The 15,605-nt window shown below is 67.4% G+C and carries 13 protein-coding genes; 8 read left to right on the forward strand and 5 right to left on the reverse strand.

Annotated elements, in window-relative coordinates; translation table 11 throughout:
* Positions 1–24 precede the first annotated feature (24 nt).
* Positions 25–1,134 carry an HD-GYP domain-containing protein gene (locus IP92_RS08590; RefSeq protein WP_145874150.1) on the reverse strand — a complete coding sequence of 370 codons (1,110 nt, stop codon included), beginning with the start codon at positions 1,132–1,134 and terminating at the stop codon, positions 25–27.
* Between the two features lie 119 nt (positions 1,135–1,253).
* Complete coding sequence (locus IP92_RS08595; RefSeq protein ID WP_145874151.1) at positions 1,254–1,568, reverse strand: hypothetical protein; 315 nt, start codon at positions 1,566–1,568, stop codon at positions 1,254–1,256.
* A gap of 132 nt (positions 1,569–1,700) precedes the next feature.
* Here IP92_RS08595 and IP92_RS08600 point away from each other — a divergent pair, with 132 nt between their 5' ends.
* The gene (locus IP92_RS08600; RefSeq protein WP_145874152.1) at positions 1,701–2,159 is read left to right on the forward strand and encodes a MarR family winged helix-turn-helix transcriptional regulator; all 459 of its coding nucleotides are present in this window, start codon (positions 1,701–1,703) and stop codon (positions 2,157–2,159) included.
* Between the two features lie 45 nt (positions 2,160–2,204).
* On the opposite strand, the gene IP92_RS08605 is transcribed toward IP92_RS08600, so the two are convergent.
* Entirely contained in the window at positions 2,205–2,495 is a 291-nt protein-coding gene (locus tag IP92_RS08605; protein WP_158206719.1) for a DUF6968 family protein, read from the reverse strand.
* 275 nt (positions 2,496–2,770) lie between these two features.
* Between IP92_RS08605 and IP92_RS08610 the strand changes: the two genes are divergently transcribed.
* The 5 genes from IP92_RS08610 to IP92_RS08630 all read left to right on the forward strand — a co-directional run bounded on the left by IP92_RS08610 (position 2,771) and on the right by IP92_RS08630 (position 10,123).
* On the forward strand, positions 2,771–5,260 hold the full coding sequence (locus tag IP92_RS08610; protein WP_145874154.1) for a M1 family metallopeptidase: 2,490 nt from the start codon (positions 2,771–2,773) through the stop codon (positions 5,258–5,260).
* On the forward strand, positions 5,260–5,763 hold the full coding sequence (locus IP92_RS08615; RefSeq protein ID WP_145874155.1) for a DUF6702 family protein: 504 nt from the start codon (positions 5,260–5,262) through the stop codon (positions 5,761–5,763). Before IP92_RS08610 ends, IP92_RS08615 begins: the two co-directional genes overlap by 1 nt.
* Positions 5,764–5,872: 109 nt before the next feature.
* A complete protein-coding gene (locus tag IP92_RS08620) occupies positions 5,873–7,903 on the forward strand; it encodes a TonB-dependent receptor (protein ID WP_145874156.1) in 2,031 nt (676 codons plus the stop codon).
* Between the two features lie 46 nt (positions 7,904–7,949).
* Positions 7,950–8,690: a 2OG-Fe dioxygenase family protein gene (locus tag IP92_RS08625; RefSeq protein ID WP_145874157.1), complete on the forward strand. Its 741-nt coding sequence runs from the start codon at positions 7,950–7,952 to the stop codon at positions 8,688–8,690.
* An 83-nt stretch (positions 8,691–8,773) separates the two neighbouring features.
* Positions 8,774–10,123, forward strand: coding sequence for a hybrid sensor histidine kinase/response regulator (locus IP92_RS08630; RefSeq protein ID WP_145874158.1), 1,350 nt, complete (start codon positions 8,774–8,776; stop codon positions 10,121–10,123).
* Positions 10,124–10,742: 619 nt separating this feature from the next.
* Here IP92_RS08630 and IP92_RS08635 read toward each other — a convergent pair.
* Entirely contained in the window at positions 10,743–11,975 is a 1,233-nt protein-coding gene (locus IP92_RS08635; protein WP_145874159.1) for a DUF1501 domain-containing protein, read from the reverse strand.
* A 10-nt stretch (positions 11,976–11,985) separates the two neighbouring features.
* The gene (locus tag IP92_RS08640; protein WP_145874160.1) at positions 11,986–13,368 is read right to left on the reverse strand and encodes a DUF1800 domain-containing protein; all 1,383 of its coding nucleotides are present in this window, start codon (positions 13,366–13,368) and stop codon (positions 11,986–11,988) included.
* Between the two features lie 135 nt (positions 13,369–13,503).
* Between IP92_RS08640 and IP92_RS08645 the strand changes: the two genes are divergently transcribed.
* The gene (locus IP92_RS08645; protein WP_145874161.1) at positions 13,504–14,166 is read left to right on the forward strand and encodes a CerR family C-terminal domain-containing protein; all 663 of its coding nucleotides are present in this window, start codon (positions 13,504–13,506) and stop codon (positions 14,164–14,166) included.
* On the forward strand, positions 14,163–15,602 hold the full coding sequence (locus IP92_RS08650; protein ID WP_371860892.1) for an efflux transporter outer membrane subunit: 1,440 nt from the start codon (positions 14,163–14,165) through the stop codon (positions 15,600–15,602). The genes IP92_RS08645 and IP92_RS08650 overlap by 4 nt, the downstream gene beginning before the upstream one ends.
* Positions 15,603–15,605 lie beyond the last annotated feature (3 nt).

The raw sequence follows: 15,605 nt of genomic DNA on the forward strand, positions 1-15,605 counted from the left end.
CGGGCCCTGCGGGCGCCGGCAGGGTCAGGCCTGCAGCGGCACCGGCGCGTCGCCGAAACGCTGCGCGATCGCCTGGAACTCTTCCTCGATCGCCAGCATCGCATCGACGACGTCCGGATCGAACTGTTCGCCGCTGCCCTGGCGGATCAGCTCCACCGCCGTCTCGTGCGTGAACGCGGGCTTGTACACGCGCCGCGAGATCAGTGCATCGTACACGTCCGCCACCGCCAGCAGGCGCGCGGAAACGGGGATCGCCTCGCCCAACAGCCCTTCCGGATAACCGGAGCCGTCGTAGCGTTCCTGGTGACTGTACGTGATCTCGCGGGCGAAGCGCAGGAACGTGCTGTCCCCGCCCAGCGCCGCGCAGACGCCGTCGATCGCCTCGCGGCCATACACGGTGTGCAGCTTGACGACGTCGAATTCTTCCGCCGTCAGCTTGCCGGGCTTTTGCAGGATCGCGTCGGGGATCGCCGCCTTGCCAATGTCGTGCAGCGGCGCGGCCTGGAACAGCAGCGCGATGTGCTCGTCCGGCAGCTCGTGCGCGAAGCGCGGGTGCTGCTGCAGCCGGCGCGCCAGCGCCGCCACGTAATGCTGCATGCGGTGCAGGTGGCCCGGCGTTTCGCTGTCGCGCCGCTCGGCCAAGGTCGCCAGCGCCCAGATGACGGCATCGGTCATCCGCGTCAGCTCGCGGGTGCGCTCGGCCACCAGGTGCTCGACGAGGTGGCTCTGGTGCCGCAGCAGCGCCTGCGCCTCGCGCAGCCGCAGTTCGCGGGCCGCGCGCGCCAGCAGCGTCTCGACGGCGAACGGCCGCGGCAGCACATCGGCCACGCCGGCGGCAAACGCATCGGCCTCGAAGCCGGGGCCGGCGGTGTCGGGGGAATAGGTCAGCAGCACGCCGATGCGCGCCGTGTCGGGATCGCCCTTCAGCTCGCGGCACAGGTCGAAGACGCCGGGCAGGCTGGCGTCCAGCACCAGCAGGTCCGGCCGCGGCAGCTGGCGCGCCAGCCGCAGCACGGCGGCGCCGTCCGCGGCCAGGCGGATGTCGTGATGATCTTGCAAAGCGCTGCCCGTGCGGATCAACGATTCCGCCGCGCCGTCGCCGATCAGGACGACGGCCTTGTGTTGGCCGTTCATGGTGGTCTCCCTGTTACAACCCGATGATAACGTACGGCAAGATCATCGGCCACCTGAGCCGCAGGAAGATGTTGCAGGGAGAGCGGCGCTTCGAGCGTATGCAAAGCGCCGACAGTGGATCATTCGATCAGCGCGGGCGTCCCGTCCTCGAGAAAGGCGCCGAAGCAGCGGGTGCATTCCAGGCAGAACAGGTGCGCGACGCGCACGTTCTTCTGCCTCAGCACCAGTTGCAAATGGCCTTCTCCACAAACAGGGCATGTCTCACGCATGGTGCCGCAGGTACGGATTTCGTCTGCGAGATAGGTGTCGTCGTAGCGCACCCCGTCGACCACGGCTTGCGGGTCGAGTTGGATCAGGAACAACTGCGCAGGGTCGACCCGTTGGTCGGCCGGCGGTGAATAATGCGCGCTGGAACGATCGCTTGCATGATTCATTGAGAGCCTCCTGGCCCCGCCATCCAGAAAGACGGGCCTGATCAAGATAGCCAAATCGGCAGCCAGTAGCAAGCACATTCTGCCCCTCAAAAGTAGCTTGCAAGTAGATCGCGCACTATCTATACTGTGCACATGGACACGAGCAAAACCACCCTTCCTCCCCACGTGCCGGTGCTGGATCAGCAACTGTGCTTTGCGCTGTACTCGACCTCGCTGGCGATGAACAAGCTGTACCGCAAGCTGCTGCGCCAGCTCGACCTGACGTACTCGCAATACCTCGTGATGATGGTGCTGTGGGAACGCGACGAGCAGACCGTGAGCGAGCTGGGCGAGAAGCTGTTCCTCGATTCGGCGACGCTGACGCCGCTGTTGAAGCGGATGGAACAGGCCGAGCTGATCACCCGCAACCGCTCCGCGCAGGATGAGCGGCAGGTCATCATCGCGCTGACCGCCAAGGGCAGTACGATGCGCGAACAGGCCAAGCAGATTCCGCCCTGCGTGATGGAAGCCACCCAGTGCAACCTGGACCAGGTGGTGGACCTGAAGCGGCAGCTCGACGCGCTGCGCGGCAACCTGATGGAGCAGGCCTGAACGGCGGCCGCCGTTGGCCATGCTCAGCTGGCCCCAACTGCGTGCCTAGAGGTCGAGGTCGGCCGCCGTCGCCGGCGTGCCGTCCTGCCAGTACAGTTTCAGGCCACGGCGTTCCAGGTCTTCCACCTGGATGCGCAGGAAGCGCAGCGCCAGCGTGACGGCTTGCCAGGAGTCGACGCCGTAGACGCGCATGCGCTCGCCGTCGACGGCGACCTGGCAGCGCGCGTCCGCTCCGTCCGGCTCAGGGGCGAACACCTCGAGCACGAAATCGCGCCGCCCGCCCTGGCCGTCGTCGGTGAGCCAGACGCGCCGGCAGCATAATTCCAGTTCTTCCATCTTCTCCTCGCAAATTAAGTCGCCACGGCGCCACATGGGCCTCCGGCCCCGGACACCCGGACGTCCGCTCGCCTTCCCGTAACACCGGGCGCTGCCGCGCACCACCATCCGCCGCGGACGTCCGCCCGCGGCAATGTTTCAGCGTTGTTACAAACCATCCCCCCGCCGACTACGGCAGAGCCCTTTAGAATACCGCGGCTGTTCCATAAAAAACACGACGGCGTCCACCCGGCCCACCCGGCCAGGCGCGGCGGCCATCTTTGCCTGGGGTCTCAATGAAGCGCTCAATCCTCACCGCGGCCGTGACCGCGCTCTGCCTTGCCACGACGGCCGCAGCGGCCGAACCCACCTCCCGCCGATTCGACGACAAGTTCCGCCAGCTCGACGAGTTGCTGCCCACCGCCACCCAGTACCGCACCGCGTCCGGCGCGCCGGGCCACCAGTACTGGCAGCAGCGGGCCGACTACACGATCCGCGCGACGCTCGATGAAGCGAACCGCAGCATCAGCGGCACCGAGCAGGTCACGTACCACAACAACTCGCCGGACACGCTCACTTACCTGTGGCTGCAGCTGGACCAGAACATCTACAAGGCCGACTCGGATGCGCGCCGCGTGCAGACGGCGCCGTCGCGCGAGGCGTGGCTGAAGCCGCAGGGCGAGGAAGGCGCCAAGTTCGAAGGCTTGCGCAACGTGCTGGCGGGCCGCGAGTTCGACGGCGGCTTCAAGCTGGCCAACATCCGCACGGCCGGCGGCGCGCCGCTGAAGTATGTTGTCAACGGCACCATGATGCGCATCGACCTGCCGTCGCCGCTCAAGCCGGGCGAGAAGATCGCGTTCGGCATCGACTGGTCGTACAAGATCAACGAGCAGAAGGTGCTCGGTGGGCGCTCCGGCTACGAATACTTCGAGGACGACAAGAACGCGCTGTTCGAGATCGCCCAATGGTTCCCGCGCATGGCCGCCTACTACGACGTGGCCGGCTGGCAGAACAAGCAGTTCCTCGGCTCCGGCGAATTCACGCTGGAATTCGGCGACTACGACGTGAAGATCACCGTGCCGGCCGACCATATCGTCGCTTCCACCGGCGAGCTGCAGAACCCGGGCGACGTGCTGACGGCCGCGCAGCGGGATCGGCTGGCGAAGGCGCGCACGGCGGACAAGCCGGTGCTGATCGTCACGCAGGACGAAGCCGAGGCGGCGGAGAAGTCCGTGTCGAAAGCAACGAAGACCTGGCACTTCAAGGCGAAGAACGTGCGCGATTTCGCGTGGGCGTCGTCGCGCAAGTTCATCTGGGATGCGCAGGGCTACAAGAAGGACGGCACCAACGTACTGGCGATGTCGTACTACCCGAAGGAAGGCAACCCGCTGTGGGAGAAGTACTCGACGGCCGCGATCATCCACACGATCGAGCAGTACAACAAGTACAGCTTCGACTACCCCTACCCGACCGCGATCTCCGTGAACGGCCCGGTGGGCGGCATGGAGTATCCGATGATCTCGTTCAACGGCCCGCGCCCGACGAAGGACAAGAAGACGGGCCAGCTCACGTGGTCCAAGCGCACCAAGTATGGCCTGATCGGCGTGATCATCCACGAGGTGGGCCACAACTACTTCCCGATGATCGTCAATTCCGACGAGCGGCAATGGACGTGGATGGACGAGGGCCTGAACACCTTCGTCGAATACCTGGCTGCGCAGGCATGGGAGAAGGACTTCCCGATCGGCCGCGGCGACCCGCGCGACATCACCACCTACATGCGCTCGGCGAACCAGGTGCCGATCATGACGAATTCCGAGTCGCTGCTCCAGTTCGGCAATAACGCGTATGCGAAGCCGGCCACCGCGCTGAACATCCTGCGCGAAACGATCCTCGGCCGCGAACTGTTCGACTACGCGTTCCGCGAATACGCGCGGCGCTGGAAATTCAAGCGCCCGACGCCGGCGGACTTCTTCCGCACGATGGAAGACGCGTCCGGCACGGACCTCGACTGGTTCTGGCGCGGCTGGTTCTACACGACGGATGCCGTCGACATCAGCCTGGACAACATCACCGAGTTCAACGTCAACACGAAGGACCCGGAGGTCGAGAAGGCGTGGCAGAAGGCGCGGCATGCCGAGGAACCGGTGTCCGTCACCGACCAGCGCAACGCGAGCATGGTGCGCAAGGTCGACGTGCGGCCCGACCTGAAGGACTTCTACAACGAGCATGACGACTACACGGTGACGAACGCGGACCGCAACAAGTACCGCGAAGCGCTGGCGGAGCTGGAGCCGTGGCAGAAGGACCTGCTCAAACAAGGCAAGTACCTGTACCTGGTCGATTTCACCAACAAGGGCGGGCTCGTGATGCCGCTGATCCTGGAGATCACGCTGAAGTCCGGTAAAAAATACATCGAGCGCGTGCCGGCGGAAGTGTGGCGCTACTCACCGGAGAAAGTGACCAAGCTGCTGGTCACGGACGAGCCGATGGTCGCGCTGACGCAGGACCCGTACTGGGAAACGGCCGACATCGACACCAGCAACAACGCGTGGCCCCGCAAGGCGGCACCGTCGCGCCTGGAGCTGTTCAAGATGGAGCACAAGCCGAACGACCTGATGAAGGACTTCCATACGCCGCTGAAGGCCGACGAGCAGCCGCAGCCCGCCGCGCAGGCGGCACAGCCGCCGGCCACCGGCGCGGCCGCGAAGCAGGAAGCGGAGACGCAGCAACTGAAGCCGCAACCGCAGCCGGAGCAGCAGCAACAGCGGGAGCCGAGGAAGTAATGGCACGCCGCCTGCAGGGTGCCGTGCTGGCCGTCCTCTGTGCGGCGCTGCTTTGCTGCGGCGCTGCACAGGCCCACAACTACCACATGGGCATGGCGGACATCGGCTACAACGCCGCCACGGGCAACACGGAGATCGTGCATACCTACACGGCGCACGACCTGGAGGCGCTGCTGGCGAACCTGTACGGCGGCCAGGTCGACCTGGGCACCGACGACGGCCAGGAAGCGCTGCGCCGCTACCTGGACAAGCGCTTCGTGCTCTCCGCCGGCGGGAAGCGCCTACCGCTGCAGTGGGTGGGCGTACAGGCCGATGCCGACACGATCACCGTGTTCCAGCAGATCGAACACACGGCACTGCCGGCCGGCACGGTGCTGTTCGACGGCGTGCTGACGGACTTCATCGCCAGCCAGGTCAACACCGTCAACGTGGGCGCGGCCGCCGGCCGGGCCGCCGCCACGCTGACGTTCACCGCCGGCCAGGCCGAGCAGCGCCTGCCCTGAGTTTTTACACGCTTTTACCTGTATTTACGGGAGTGCCCGAGCCGGGCCGCTTGCCATGCGGCGCCGGATCGCGCATGCTCGCACCCAGTTTTCACAGCCCTGCCCCAGCATGAAACAACTGATCCCCTTCTCTCTTGCCACCCTGGCGCTGGCCGCCCATGCCGACGACGTGTTCATGCCGCGCGTGACGATCGACGCTTCCCGCATCAGCCAGCTCGGCATCGCCGATTCGGCCGCCGAAGGCACCGTCACGCAGCGCCAGCTGGAGGCGCGCACCGCGTACCGGCCCGGCGAACTGCTCGAAGCCACGCCGGGCCTCGTCGTCAGCCAGCACAGTGGCGAAGGCAAGGCGAACCAGTTCTACCTGCGCGGCTTCAACCTCGATCACGGCACCGACCTGGCCACCACGGTGGACGGCATGCCCGTCAACCAGCGCAGCCACGCGCATGGCCAGGGCTGGACGGATCTGAACTTCGTGATCCCCGAACTGGCCGCGCGGCTCGACTACCGCAAGGGCCCGTACTCGGCGCAGTATGGCGACTTCGCATCGGCCGGCGCCACCGACATCGCCTACGCGAACCGGCTCACGCGCGGCATCGCCAACCTGACGGTGGGCCAGCACGACTACGGCCGCGCGCTGCTGGCCGCGTCCCCCGAAGCCGGCAGCGGCAACCTGCTGTATGCGCTCGAGACGATGCACAACGACGGGCCGTTCACGCAGGGCGACAACTACCGCAAGGTCAACGGCATGCTGCGCTACAGCGAAGGCTACGTCAACAACGGCTGGTCCGTGACGGCGATGGGCTACCGGGCCAAGTGGAATGCCACGGACCAGATTCCGGAGCGCGCCGTGGCCGCGGGCACGCTGGGCCGCTTCGATGCGGTGGACCCGACCGACGGCGGCAGCGCGTACCGCTACAGCCTGTCCGGCACGTGGCAGCGCAGCGACGACGACCAGGCCACCAAGCTGTCCGCGTATGCGATCGCCAACCGGCTGGACCTGTTCTCGAACTTCACCTACTACCTGGACGATCCCGTCATCGGCGACCAATTCGCCCAGCCGGACCGGCGCGTGACGACGGGCTTCGCGGCCAGCCATGCATGGCACCACCACGGCACCACGCTGGCATCGACGACGACGGTGGGCGTGACGGCGCAGAACGACAATATCCACAACGGCCTGTACGCGACCAAGGCGCGGCAGGTGACGGCCGTGACGCGCGAGGACCACATCGTCGAAACGAGCGGCGCGGTGTACGTCGAGAACCAGACCCGCTGGAGCCCCGTGCTGCGCACCACGGCGGGCCTGCGCGCGGACCGCTATCGTTTCGATGTGACGAGCGACCGCGCCGTCAATTCCGGCAAGGCCAGCGACAGCCTGCTGTCGCCCAGCGTGTCGATCGCGTTCGGGCCGTGGGCACGCACCGAGTTCTACGTCAACGCCGGCACGGGCTTTCACAGCAACGATGCGCGCGGCACCGTCATCACCGTCGATCCGAAGACGAACCAGCCGGCCGACCGCGTGACGCCGCTGGCGCGCTCGCGCGGCCTGGACCTGGGCGTGCGCAGCGAATGGATCCGGGGCTTGCAGACGTCGCTGTCGCTGTTCCGGCTGGATTTCGATTCCGAGCTGGTGTTCGTCGGCGACGCGGGCACGACGGAAGCGGGCCGGCCGAGCCGGCGCCATGGCATCGAGTTCTCGAACTACTACAAGCCGTTCAAGTGGCTCGCACTGGACGCGGATCTCGCCTATGCGCGCGGACGCTATCGCGATGCCGATCCTGCCGGCGACCATATTCCCGGTGCCGTGGAAGGCGTGGCGCAGTTGGCTGCGACGGTGACTCCGCAAGGGCCGTGGTCCGGCGCGCTGCGGCTGCGCTGGTTCGGCCCGCGCCCGCTCGTCGAGGACAACAGCGTGCGCTCGGCGGCGACGATGACCGTCAACGGACGCATCGCCTGGCAGGCCGGCCGCAACACGCGCATCGAGCTAGAGGCGTTCAACCTGACGAACCGGCGCGATGCGGCGATCGCCTATTACTACGCGTCGCGCCTGGCGGGCGAGGCGCAGGCCGTCGACGACGTGCATTTCCATCCGATCGAATCGCGCTCGCTGCGGCTGTCCCTCACGCAGACGTTCTGACGGGCGAAGTCGTACAATACGGCATCGTAATTTTCAGAAGGCTGCCATGACCCCGGACTTCACTCCCCTCGACCAGGTCGCGCCGGCGCTGCGCACGCAGGGCTGGGCGCTGCTGGCGCCCGCGGACGTGGCGGCGTTGTCCGGCACGCCGCTCGCGCAGCTCGATGCGCTGGCGCCCAGCTGGGACCAGCTGGAGCTGGACAACTACCTGAAGGACGGCGGCCGTTACCGGCGCCGCCGCCATTCCTGCTTCGTGCAGCGCGGCGCGGAACTGGCGCAAACGGCGCACCGGGCGCACTGGCAAAGCGTGGAATACAACGCGCTGCACGGCGGCATGCACCGGATGTTCGCGCCGGTGCTGCCGGAAACGGTGGAGCAGCCGGGCTGGCAAGGCCTGCTGACGGCGCTGGGCCGCCTGTTCACGGCCGTGCGGGGCGAGGAGCGCTGGTACGTCGAGGCGCATCAGTTCCGCATCGATACGGCGGACGGCATCGGCCGCCCAACGCCGGAGGGCGCGCACCGCGACGGCGTCGACTACGTGGCCGTGATCCTCGTGGGCCGGCACAGCATCAAGGGCGGCGAGACGCGCATCTTCGAAGCGGAAGGCCCGAACGGCAAGCGCTTCACGATGACAGAGCCATGGACGATGCTGCTGCTGGACGACGCCACCGTGATCCACGAGTCGACGCCGATCCAGCCACTGGGCGAACACGGCCACCGCGACACGCTGGTGATCACGTACCGCACCGGTGGCTTCCAGGGTGAAAGCGAACCCGCAGGCACATGACAGCGCGGCATGCGGACGCGGCGAGCGCCACCGCGTGCACAATTCCTTTATAGTCGAATCGTAGACCGAACGGGGCAAAAGCAGTGGATTCCAGCTATGACATCGAACCGGGCAGCATCGAGATCCTGATCGTCGAGGACAGCCCGACCCAGGCCGAACGGTTGCGCCGGCTCATCCAGTCCGTGCAGTACCGGGCGCGCGTGGCCGGCAACGGCCGCCTGGCGCTGGAGGCGATCCGCGAGCGCAAGCCGCACCTCGTGCTGTCGGACATCGTGATGCCGGAAATGGACGGCTACGAGCTGTGCCGTGCGATCAAGGCGGACGCGGCATTGCGCGACATTCCCGTCATCCTTGTCACGTCGCTGAACGACCCGAAGGACATCATCCGCGGCATCGAGTGCGGTGCGGACAACTTCATCCGCAAGCCGTATGCGGAAGACTACCTGCTGAACCGCATCGGCCACATGCTGGTCAACCAGAAGCTGCGCAAGGACCAGAACATGGAGGTCGGCATCGCCCTGTACCTGGGCGAGCAGAAGCACTTCATCAACGCCGAACGCCAGCAGATCCTCGACCTTTTGATCTCCACGTACGAGCAGGCCGTGCAGGTGAACAGCGAGCTGCAGGCGCGCGAGCGCCAGGTGATCGAGCTGAACATGCGGCTCGCGCACCACGCGGGCCAGCTGGAAACGATCAACCGCGAAATCGCGCTGAAGAACCTGGAACTGGCCGAGGCCAGCAGGATGAAATCGGCGTTCATCGCCAACATGTCGCACGAGCTGCGCACGCCGCTGAACGCGATCATCGGCTTCACGGGCGCGCTGTTGATGAAGCTGCCCGGGCCGCTGACGGACGAGCAGGAAAAGCAGCTGAACACGATCCGCGGCTCGGCGCGGCACCTGCTCTCGCTGATCAACGACATCCTCGACGTCGCGAAGATCGAGGCGGGCAAGCACACGATGTCGGTCGAGAACGTGCAATGCCAGGACCTCGTCAAGGAAGTGGCGGAAACGCTGCGCCCGCTGGCCGGCCAGAAGGGCCTGGCGCTGGACGTGGTGCTCGACGAGCAGCCGATCGCGCTGGACACGGACCGCCGTGCGCTGAAGCAGATCCTGATCAATCTTGCCAACAACGCCATCAAGTTCACCGAGAAGGGCATGGTGCGCGTGACCTTGGCGCAGCGCACGCTGGAGGACGGCAAGAGCGTCGTCGAATTCTCCGTGGCCGACACGGGCGCCGGCATCCGGCAGGAAGACCAGGCCAAGCTGTTCCAGGCGTTCTCGCAGCTGGACTCTACGTCGACCCGCCACGCGGAAGGCGCCGGACTCGGGCTGTACCTGTGCCAGAACCTGGCCAACCTGCTGGGCGGCGCGCTGTTCTTCAGCAGCGAGTTCGGCAAGGGCAGCGTCTTCACGCTCCAGTTGAAAAAATAACGCCCGCTGAGTAGGGTTTTCGCAACGGCAAGCTCTTTTTGCAACGGGCACTGCCGTACCGCGCGGATCTACTCAGCTGAATTTCCCACGGATTTCAGCTCGCAAATCGCATTCGCTGCGGCGCGCGCTTGTCCTGACCAAATTTTGTTGCAGCGCACACCCAACAGCTGTCACCCTCCCAAGAGTAGAGGTTCGCGCACCGTAATTTTACGGTATTGCACCGCAACATAAACGGCGCTATAGTGGAACTGTCTCCTCCAAGCGTTCTCCGAACAATTGGACCTCGCCCGCAGCCTCCCGGCTCGCGGGCATTTTTTTTGGTCGCTTGCCTTTGGTCGCTTTACAACAGCGGGACTGTCCCTCGTTTTAGGAAATATTTCCAAAATTCGGGGACTGTCCCTCGATCTGGGCAACAAGTCTGAGCGCCCGCCTGCCTTGTCGCAATAAGCCATCCATTCAGTTTCCGGTTGCGGAAGCGCTACAACGATGCGCGAAAACCACAGGGGGACTGTCCCTCGAAACAGGAAATATTTCCAAAAACGAGGGACAGTCCCTCGGATTTGGAAATATTGCTCAGATTCGGGGTCAGACCCCGATTTTGGGAAATATTGCTGGGGCTTCAGGTGCGCAGCAGGGGTGGGGCACTGTGGCGGGGGAGGTGGGGGAACAGCGTCGTCAGTTGCTGGTCCGACAGGCGCAGGTGGTGGGTGCAGACTTGCGCCAGCACGGTGCGAAAGTCGGTCGTGACGGGCAGGTCGCGGCCTTCGTGCAGGGCGGTGTCGGCCAGGCCCTGCCAGTCGCCGTGCACCTTGCCGCCGTGGACGCCGCCGCCCAGCAGCCACATCACGTTGCCGTGGCCGTGGTCTGTACCCTTGTTGCCGTTTTCGCGGGCCGTGCGGCCGAATTCGGACATCACGACCACCACCGTGTCCTCGAACATCGGCCCCAGCCGCCGCGCCAGCACGTCCAGGCCCTGCGCCAGCGGTGCGAGCCGGTTGGCCAGCTGGCCGGTCGCGGCGCCCTGCCCCGCATGCGTGTCCCAGCCGCCCAGCGCGATAAAGGCCAGTTGCATGTTCGGGTCGTTGCGCAGCAATGTGGCGAGACGGGCGGCGTCGTCCGGGAAGCCGTTCGGCAGCGGTGCCCCATTGTCGGCGGCCATCATCTGCGCGGCCAGCGGCGACGCGGCCGCGTCCAGCACTTCGCGCCGCGCCGCGCGGGCCGCCGCATACACGGGACCGAAGCGGGGATGGTCTTCGTACAGCCGGTCGAACGCGGCCGCCAGCGCGGGCGACTCCAGCGCGCCCGGCTTCACGGCGGCCGCGCCGTTCGGCAGGTTGACGGCAGGCGCCGCGCCGGCCAGGATGCGCGGCAGGACGGGGCCGATGCCGAGCGCGCGCGTCGGCGTCGACGTGCCGGGCAGCGCGCGCACCAGGCGGTTCATCCAGCCGTCCGGCGTCGACTTCACGCCGGGCGTCGCGGACTCCATGTAGTCCTGCGCATCGAAATGCGAGCGCGTCGCATCCGGCGAGCCGCTCGCGTGGACGAACGCCAGCTTCTTCTCTTCCCACAGCGGCAGCAGCGGCGCCAGCGCGGGATGCAGGCCGAAGTAGCCGTCCAGGTCCAGCGCCCCGCCCGCGCTACCCGGCGTGCCCAGCGCGATCGTCGGCCGCAACGCCGCATAGTTCGCATCGCCGACGGGGGCGACGACGTTCAGCCCATCCACCGCGCCACGCAGCATCACGACGATCAGCTTGCGCCGCGTCGGCTGCGCGCCGGCCACGGCCCAGGCATGCCGGCCGACGGGCAGTGCGAGGCCGGCGGCGAGTGCGTTCAACAAGGTACGGCGGTGCATGCTCTTTCTCCTAACGCTGCATGAAATCGGGGCTGCCCAGCAGCAGCGCGGCGCGCAGCTTCGGCGGCCCGGCCGCGGCGAGATCACGGGTGCGCGGCGACAGCAAGGTACCCAGCGCCTGCTCGAGCACCTGCGCATCGGCCTCCTTGCCCAGCGTGGCCGCGATGCCGATGCGGATGCCCAGCGCATCCGGGTTCAGCCACGCTTCCTGTGTGTCGTCGTAGCCGTCCGGCGTCTGGCAGCCGTACACCGGCATGCCAAGCCGGGCCAGCGCGCCCGCCATCCGCTTCACGTCGGGCGTCACGGCCGCGGCGCGCGCGGCCGATACCACGTACTGGTACGGCGTCTTGAACTTGGCGCCCGCCACGCCGGCATCCAGGAACTCGGGGCTGGCGAACAGCGTGCGCAGCCCGGCGCGGATGTCGCCGTCCGACAGCATCCACGTGCGCGTCATCCGCTCGACCAGCGCGGGCGGCGGCACGTCGCGCACGAAATGGCGCGCCAGCTTCGTGCTGACGTGCCGCGCGGTCGACGGATGCATCGCCAGGATGTCCAGCGCGATCTCGCCTTCGCGCATGCTGTCCGCCTTGCCCCGCCCTTCCACCGGCTTGCCGAGCCACGTCTTGTCGCCCTGGTCGTGCCGCTTCGGGTCGAAGTAAAACAGCTCGCCGTCGCGCGCCAGCTTTTGCGGACGGAACGTCCAGCCGGTCACCATGCGCGCCAGCTCCGTCACGTCGCGCTGCGTGTAGCCGCCGTCCACGCCCAGCGTGTGCAGCTCCATCAGCTCGCGCGCATAGTTCTCGTTCAGGCCACCCGCCTTCGACAGCCAGTTATCGAGGTAGAACAGCATCGCCGGATGGTGCGCCGTGGCGCCCAGCAGGTCGCGAAAGCGGCCGAACACGTGCGGCCGGATCGCATCGCGCTCGAAGCTCGCCGCCAGCGCCCGCACCTCGCCCTTGCCGGCGAAGACGTTGAAATGGTTGAACCAGAATTCCGTCATCACCTCTTCCAGCTGGCGCGGGCTGTCGACGGCGCGCAGCACCCGCGCCTCGGCCGCCTCGGCACCCAGCTGTGCGTTGACGCTGCGCTGCATCTCGCCGCCCGCCTTGCGCGCGTCGAGAAAGCGGGCCAGCGTGACCCCGGCCGCTTCCTGCTGCGTGGACAGTGCGCGCAAGCGCTCGTCCAGCGCGGGCGGCAGCTGCAGCGCCTGCGGATTGAGCTGCTCGTCGACGTACCGCTGCACGCCCATTCCCGCCACGCGGGCGACGTCGCCCGGCCGCGGCCCGTAGGCCAGGCGGTTCAGCACGTGCGCAGCGGCGGCCTCTCCTTCCAGCGGCGCGGCGGCCAGGGACAGCTGCGTCAGCATCAGGCACAGGGCAAGGAGGATACGCATGGGATTGTTCTCCATCGGTCACAGCCGTCTTTATACGCCACTTTCCTGCACCGGTAACGCCCGCCTCTGCCGGACCGTATTCAAACAATCGACTTACTTATATCAATCGTTTGAAATTTGTGTTCTAATCGCCGAATGGTCGAAAAACACATCCGCAAGATCCGCTCCGACGGCGAGCAGTCGCGCGAACGCCTGCTGCAGGCGGCGATGCGCCTGTTCGCCGCGCAGGGCTTCAGCAACACGTCCACCCGCGAGATCGCGCTGGCGGCCGGTGCCAACGTCGCCGCGATCAGCTACTACTTCGGCGACAAGGCGGGCCTGTACCGCGCCACGCTGACGGACTTCATGCCGCCGCCGGAAGTCAACATCGCCCACTTCGACAACCCGGAGTTCACGCTGCGCGAGGCGCTGCACGGCTACTACACGCAGATGCTGGCGCCGATGATGGAAGGCGAACTGACGGAGCAGCGGCTGCGCATGTGGCTGCGCGAAGTGCTGGAACCCACCGGCATCTGGCAGAACGAGATCGAGAACGGCATCCGCCCCGAGTTCGAGGCGTTCGCACAGGTGCTGGCGCGCCACCTGAACGCGCAGGTGGACGACGAGGTGTACCGCCTCGTGCACGCCGTCGCGGCATTGGGCGCGCACCTGATGATTTCGCAGGACATCGTGGCCGCCGTCACGCCGCAGTTGATCTCGACGCCGGACGCGCTGGCGCGCTGGATACCGCGGCTGGTCGATTACGCCGAGGCGATCGTCATCGCCGAACAAAAGAAGAGAAAGAAAGGAGCAGCATGAGAGTTGCAGAGAACGTGGCACTGCGCGCGATCAGGCCCGCCGCCATGGCGCTGGCATTGGCGCTTGCCCTGTCCGCGTGCGCCATATCCGGCCCCGCCCCCACCGTGGACGCGCAGCAGCCCGTCGCCTGGCAGGCACCGCTGCCGCACCACGGCGCCGTCGGTGAGCTGTCCGGCTGGTGGCGCAGCCAGGGCGACCCGCTGCTGGCGGAACTGGTGGAGGCCGCACAAACCGTCAGCCCGACCGTCGCGTCGGCACGCACCCGCATTGCCTCCGCACGCGAGCAGCGCGTCGCGGCCGGCGCCGCGCTGGCGCCGGCACTGGACGCCGCCGTCACCTCCACCCGCGCCAGCCAGCAAAGCGCGGGCCTGGGCGCCAACACGACGTCGCAGGCGCTGTTGCAGGCGTCCTGGGAAGTGGACGTGTTCGGCGCCAACCGTGCCGTGCGCGATGCCGCGCAAGCCCGCTACGAAGGCGCGCAGGCGGGCTGGCACGACGCCCGCGTGTCGGTGGCTGCGGAAACGGCAAATACCTACTACGACCTGCGCGCCTGCGAACGGCTGCTCGACGTGGCACGCCAGGACGCCGCCTCGCGCGCCGACACGGCACGCCTGACGGAGCTGGCCGCGCAGGCTGGCTTCCAGTCCCCGGCCAACCTGGCGCTGGCCCGCGCCAGCGCGGCCGACGGCGCCAACCGCGAGATCGCCCAGCGCGCGCTGTGCGACGTGGACGTGAAGGCGCTGGTGGCGCTGACGGCGATTGCCGAGCCGGAGCTGCGCACGCGCCTGGCGGCCGGCCCGGCCGAGCTGACGCCGGCGCAAGGCATCGCCGTCGACACGCTGCCGGCGCAGACGCTGGCGCAGCGGCCGGACGTGTTCACGGCCGAACGCGAAGTGGCCGCCGCCAGCTTCGAAGTGGCCGGCGCCCGTGCGCAGCGCTTCCCGCGCCTGGCGCTGGCCGGCTCCGTGGGCCGGGGCCAGGTGCATGCGGCCGGCGAGAGCGTCACGGCAAATACGTGGACGATCGGTCCCGTGCAGGTGACGCTGCCGCTGTTCGATGCCGGCCGCCGCGCCGCCGCCGTCGATGCCGCCCGCGAGCGCTATGAAGCCGCGGTGACGAGCTATCGGGGCAGCGTACGCCAGGCCGTGCGCGAAGTGGAGGAAGCGCTGGTGAACCTGCAAAGCACCGACCTGCGCACCGCCCAGGCGCAGGCCGCGCTGGAAGGCTACCGCGCGTCGTTCGCCGCCGTGGAAGACCGCTACAAGAACGGCATGGCCAGCCTGTTCGAACTGGAAGACGCGCGCCGCACCCGCCTGGCCGCCGAGAACGCGATGGTCTCCGTGCAGCGCGAACGCAGCGCCGCCTGGATCGCGCTGTACCGCGCCGCCGGCGGCGGCTGGAGCCGCGCCGACCTGACTACAACCGCCCGCAACTGAACA

The organism is Pseudoduganella flava, from assembly GCF_007830495.1.
Lineage (GTDB): Bacteria > Pseudomonadota > Gammaproteobacteria > Burkholderiales > Burkholderiaceae_D > Rugamonas > Rugamonas flava.

Excerpts from the sequence above, each read along its gene's own strand:
- IP92_RS08600 (WP_145874152.1), top strand. The coding sequence starts at position 1,701 with ATGGACACGAGCAAAACCACCCTTCCTCCCCACGTGCCGGTGCTGGAT.
- IP92_RS08625 (WP_145874157.1), top strand. The coding sequence starts at position 7,950 with ATGACCCCGGACTTCACTCCCCTCGACCAGGTCGCGCCGGCGCTGCGC.
- IP92_RS08595 (WP_145874151.1), bottom strand. The coding sequence starts at position 1,568 with ATGAATCATGCAAGCGATCGTTCCAGCGCGCATTATTCACCGCCGGCC.
- IP92_RS08605 (WP_158206719.1), bottom strand. The coding sequence starts at position 2,495 with ATGGAAGAACTGGAATTATGCTGCCGGCGCGTCTGGCTCACCGACGAC.
- IP92_RS08645 (WP_145874161.1), top strand. The coding sequence starts at position 13,504 with ATGGTCGAAAAACACATCCGCAAGATCCGCTCCGACGGCGAGCAGTCG.
- IP92_RS08640 (WP_145874160.1), bottom strand. The coding sequence starts at position 13,368 with ATGCGTATCCTCCTTGCCCTGTGCCTGATGCTGACGCAGCTGTCCCTG.
- IP92_RS08615 (WP_145874155.1), top strand. The coding sequence starts at position 5,260 with ATGGCACGCCGCCTGCAGGGTGCCGTGCTGGCCGTCCTCTGTGCGGCG.
- IP92_RS08620 (WP_145874156.1), top strand. The coding sequence starts at position 5,873 with ATGAAACAACTGATCCCCTTCTCTCTTGCCACCCTGGCGCTGGCCGCC.
- IP92_RS08590 (WP_145874150.1), bottom strand. The coding sequence starts at position 1,134 with ATGAACGGCCAACACAAGGCCGTCGTCCTGATCGGCGACGGCGCGGCG.
- IP92_RS08610 (WP_145874154.1), top strand. The coding sequence starts at position 2,771 with ATGAAGCGCTCAATCCTCACCGCGGCCGTGACCGCGCTCTGCCTTGCC.
- IP92_RS08650 (WP_371860892.1), top strand. The coding sequence starts at position 14,163 with ATGAGAGTTGCAGAGAACGTGGCACTGCGCGCGATCAGGCCCGCCGCC.
- IP92_RS08635 (WP_145874159.1), bottom strand. The coding sequence starts at position 11,975 with ATGCACCGCCGTACCTTGTTGAACGCACTCGCCGCCGGCCTCGCACTG.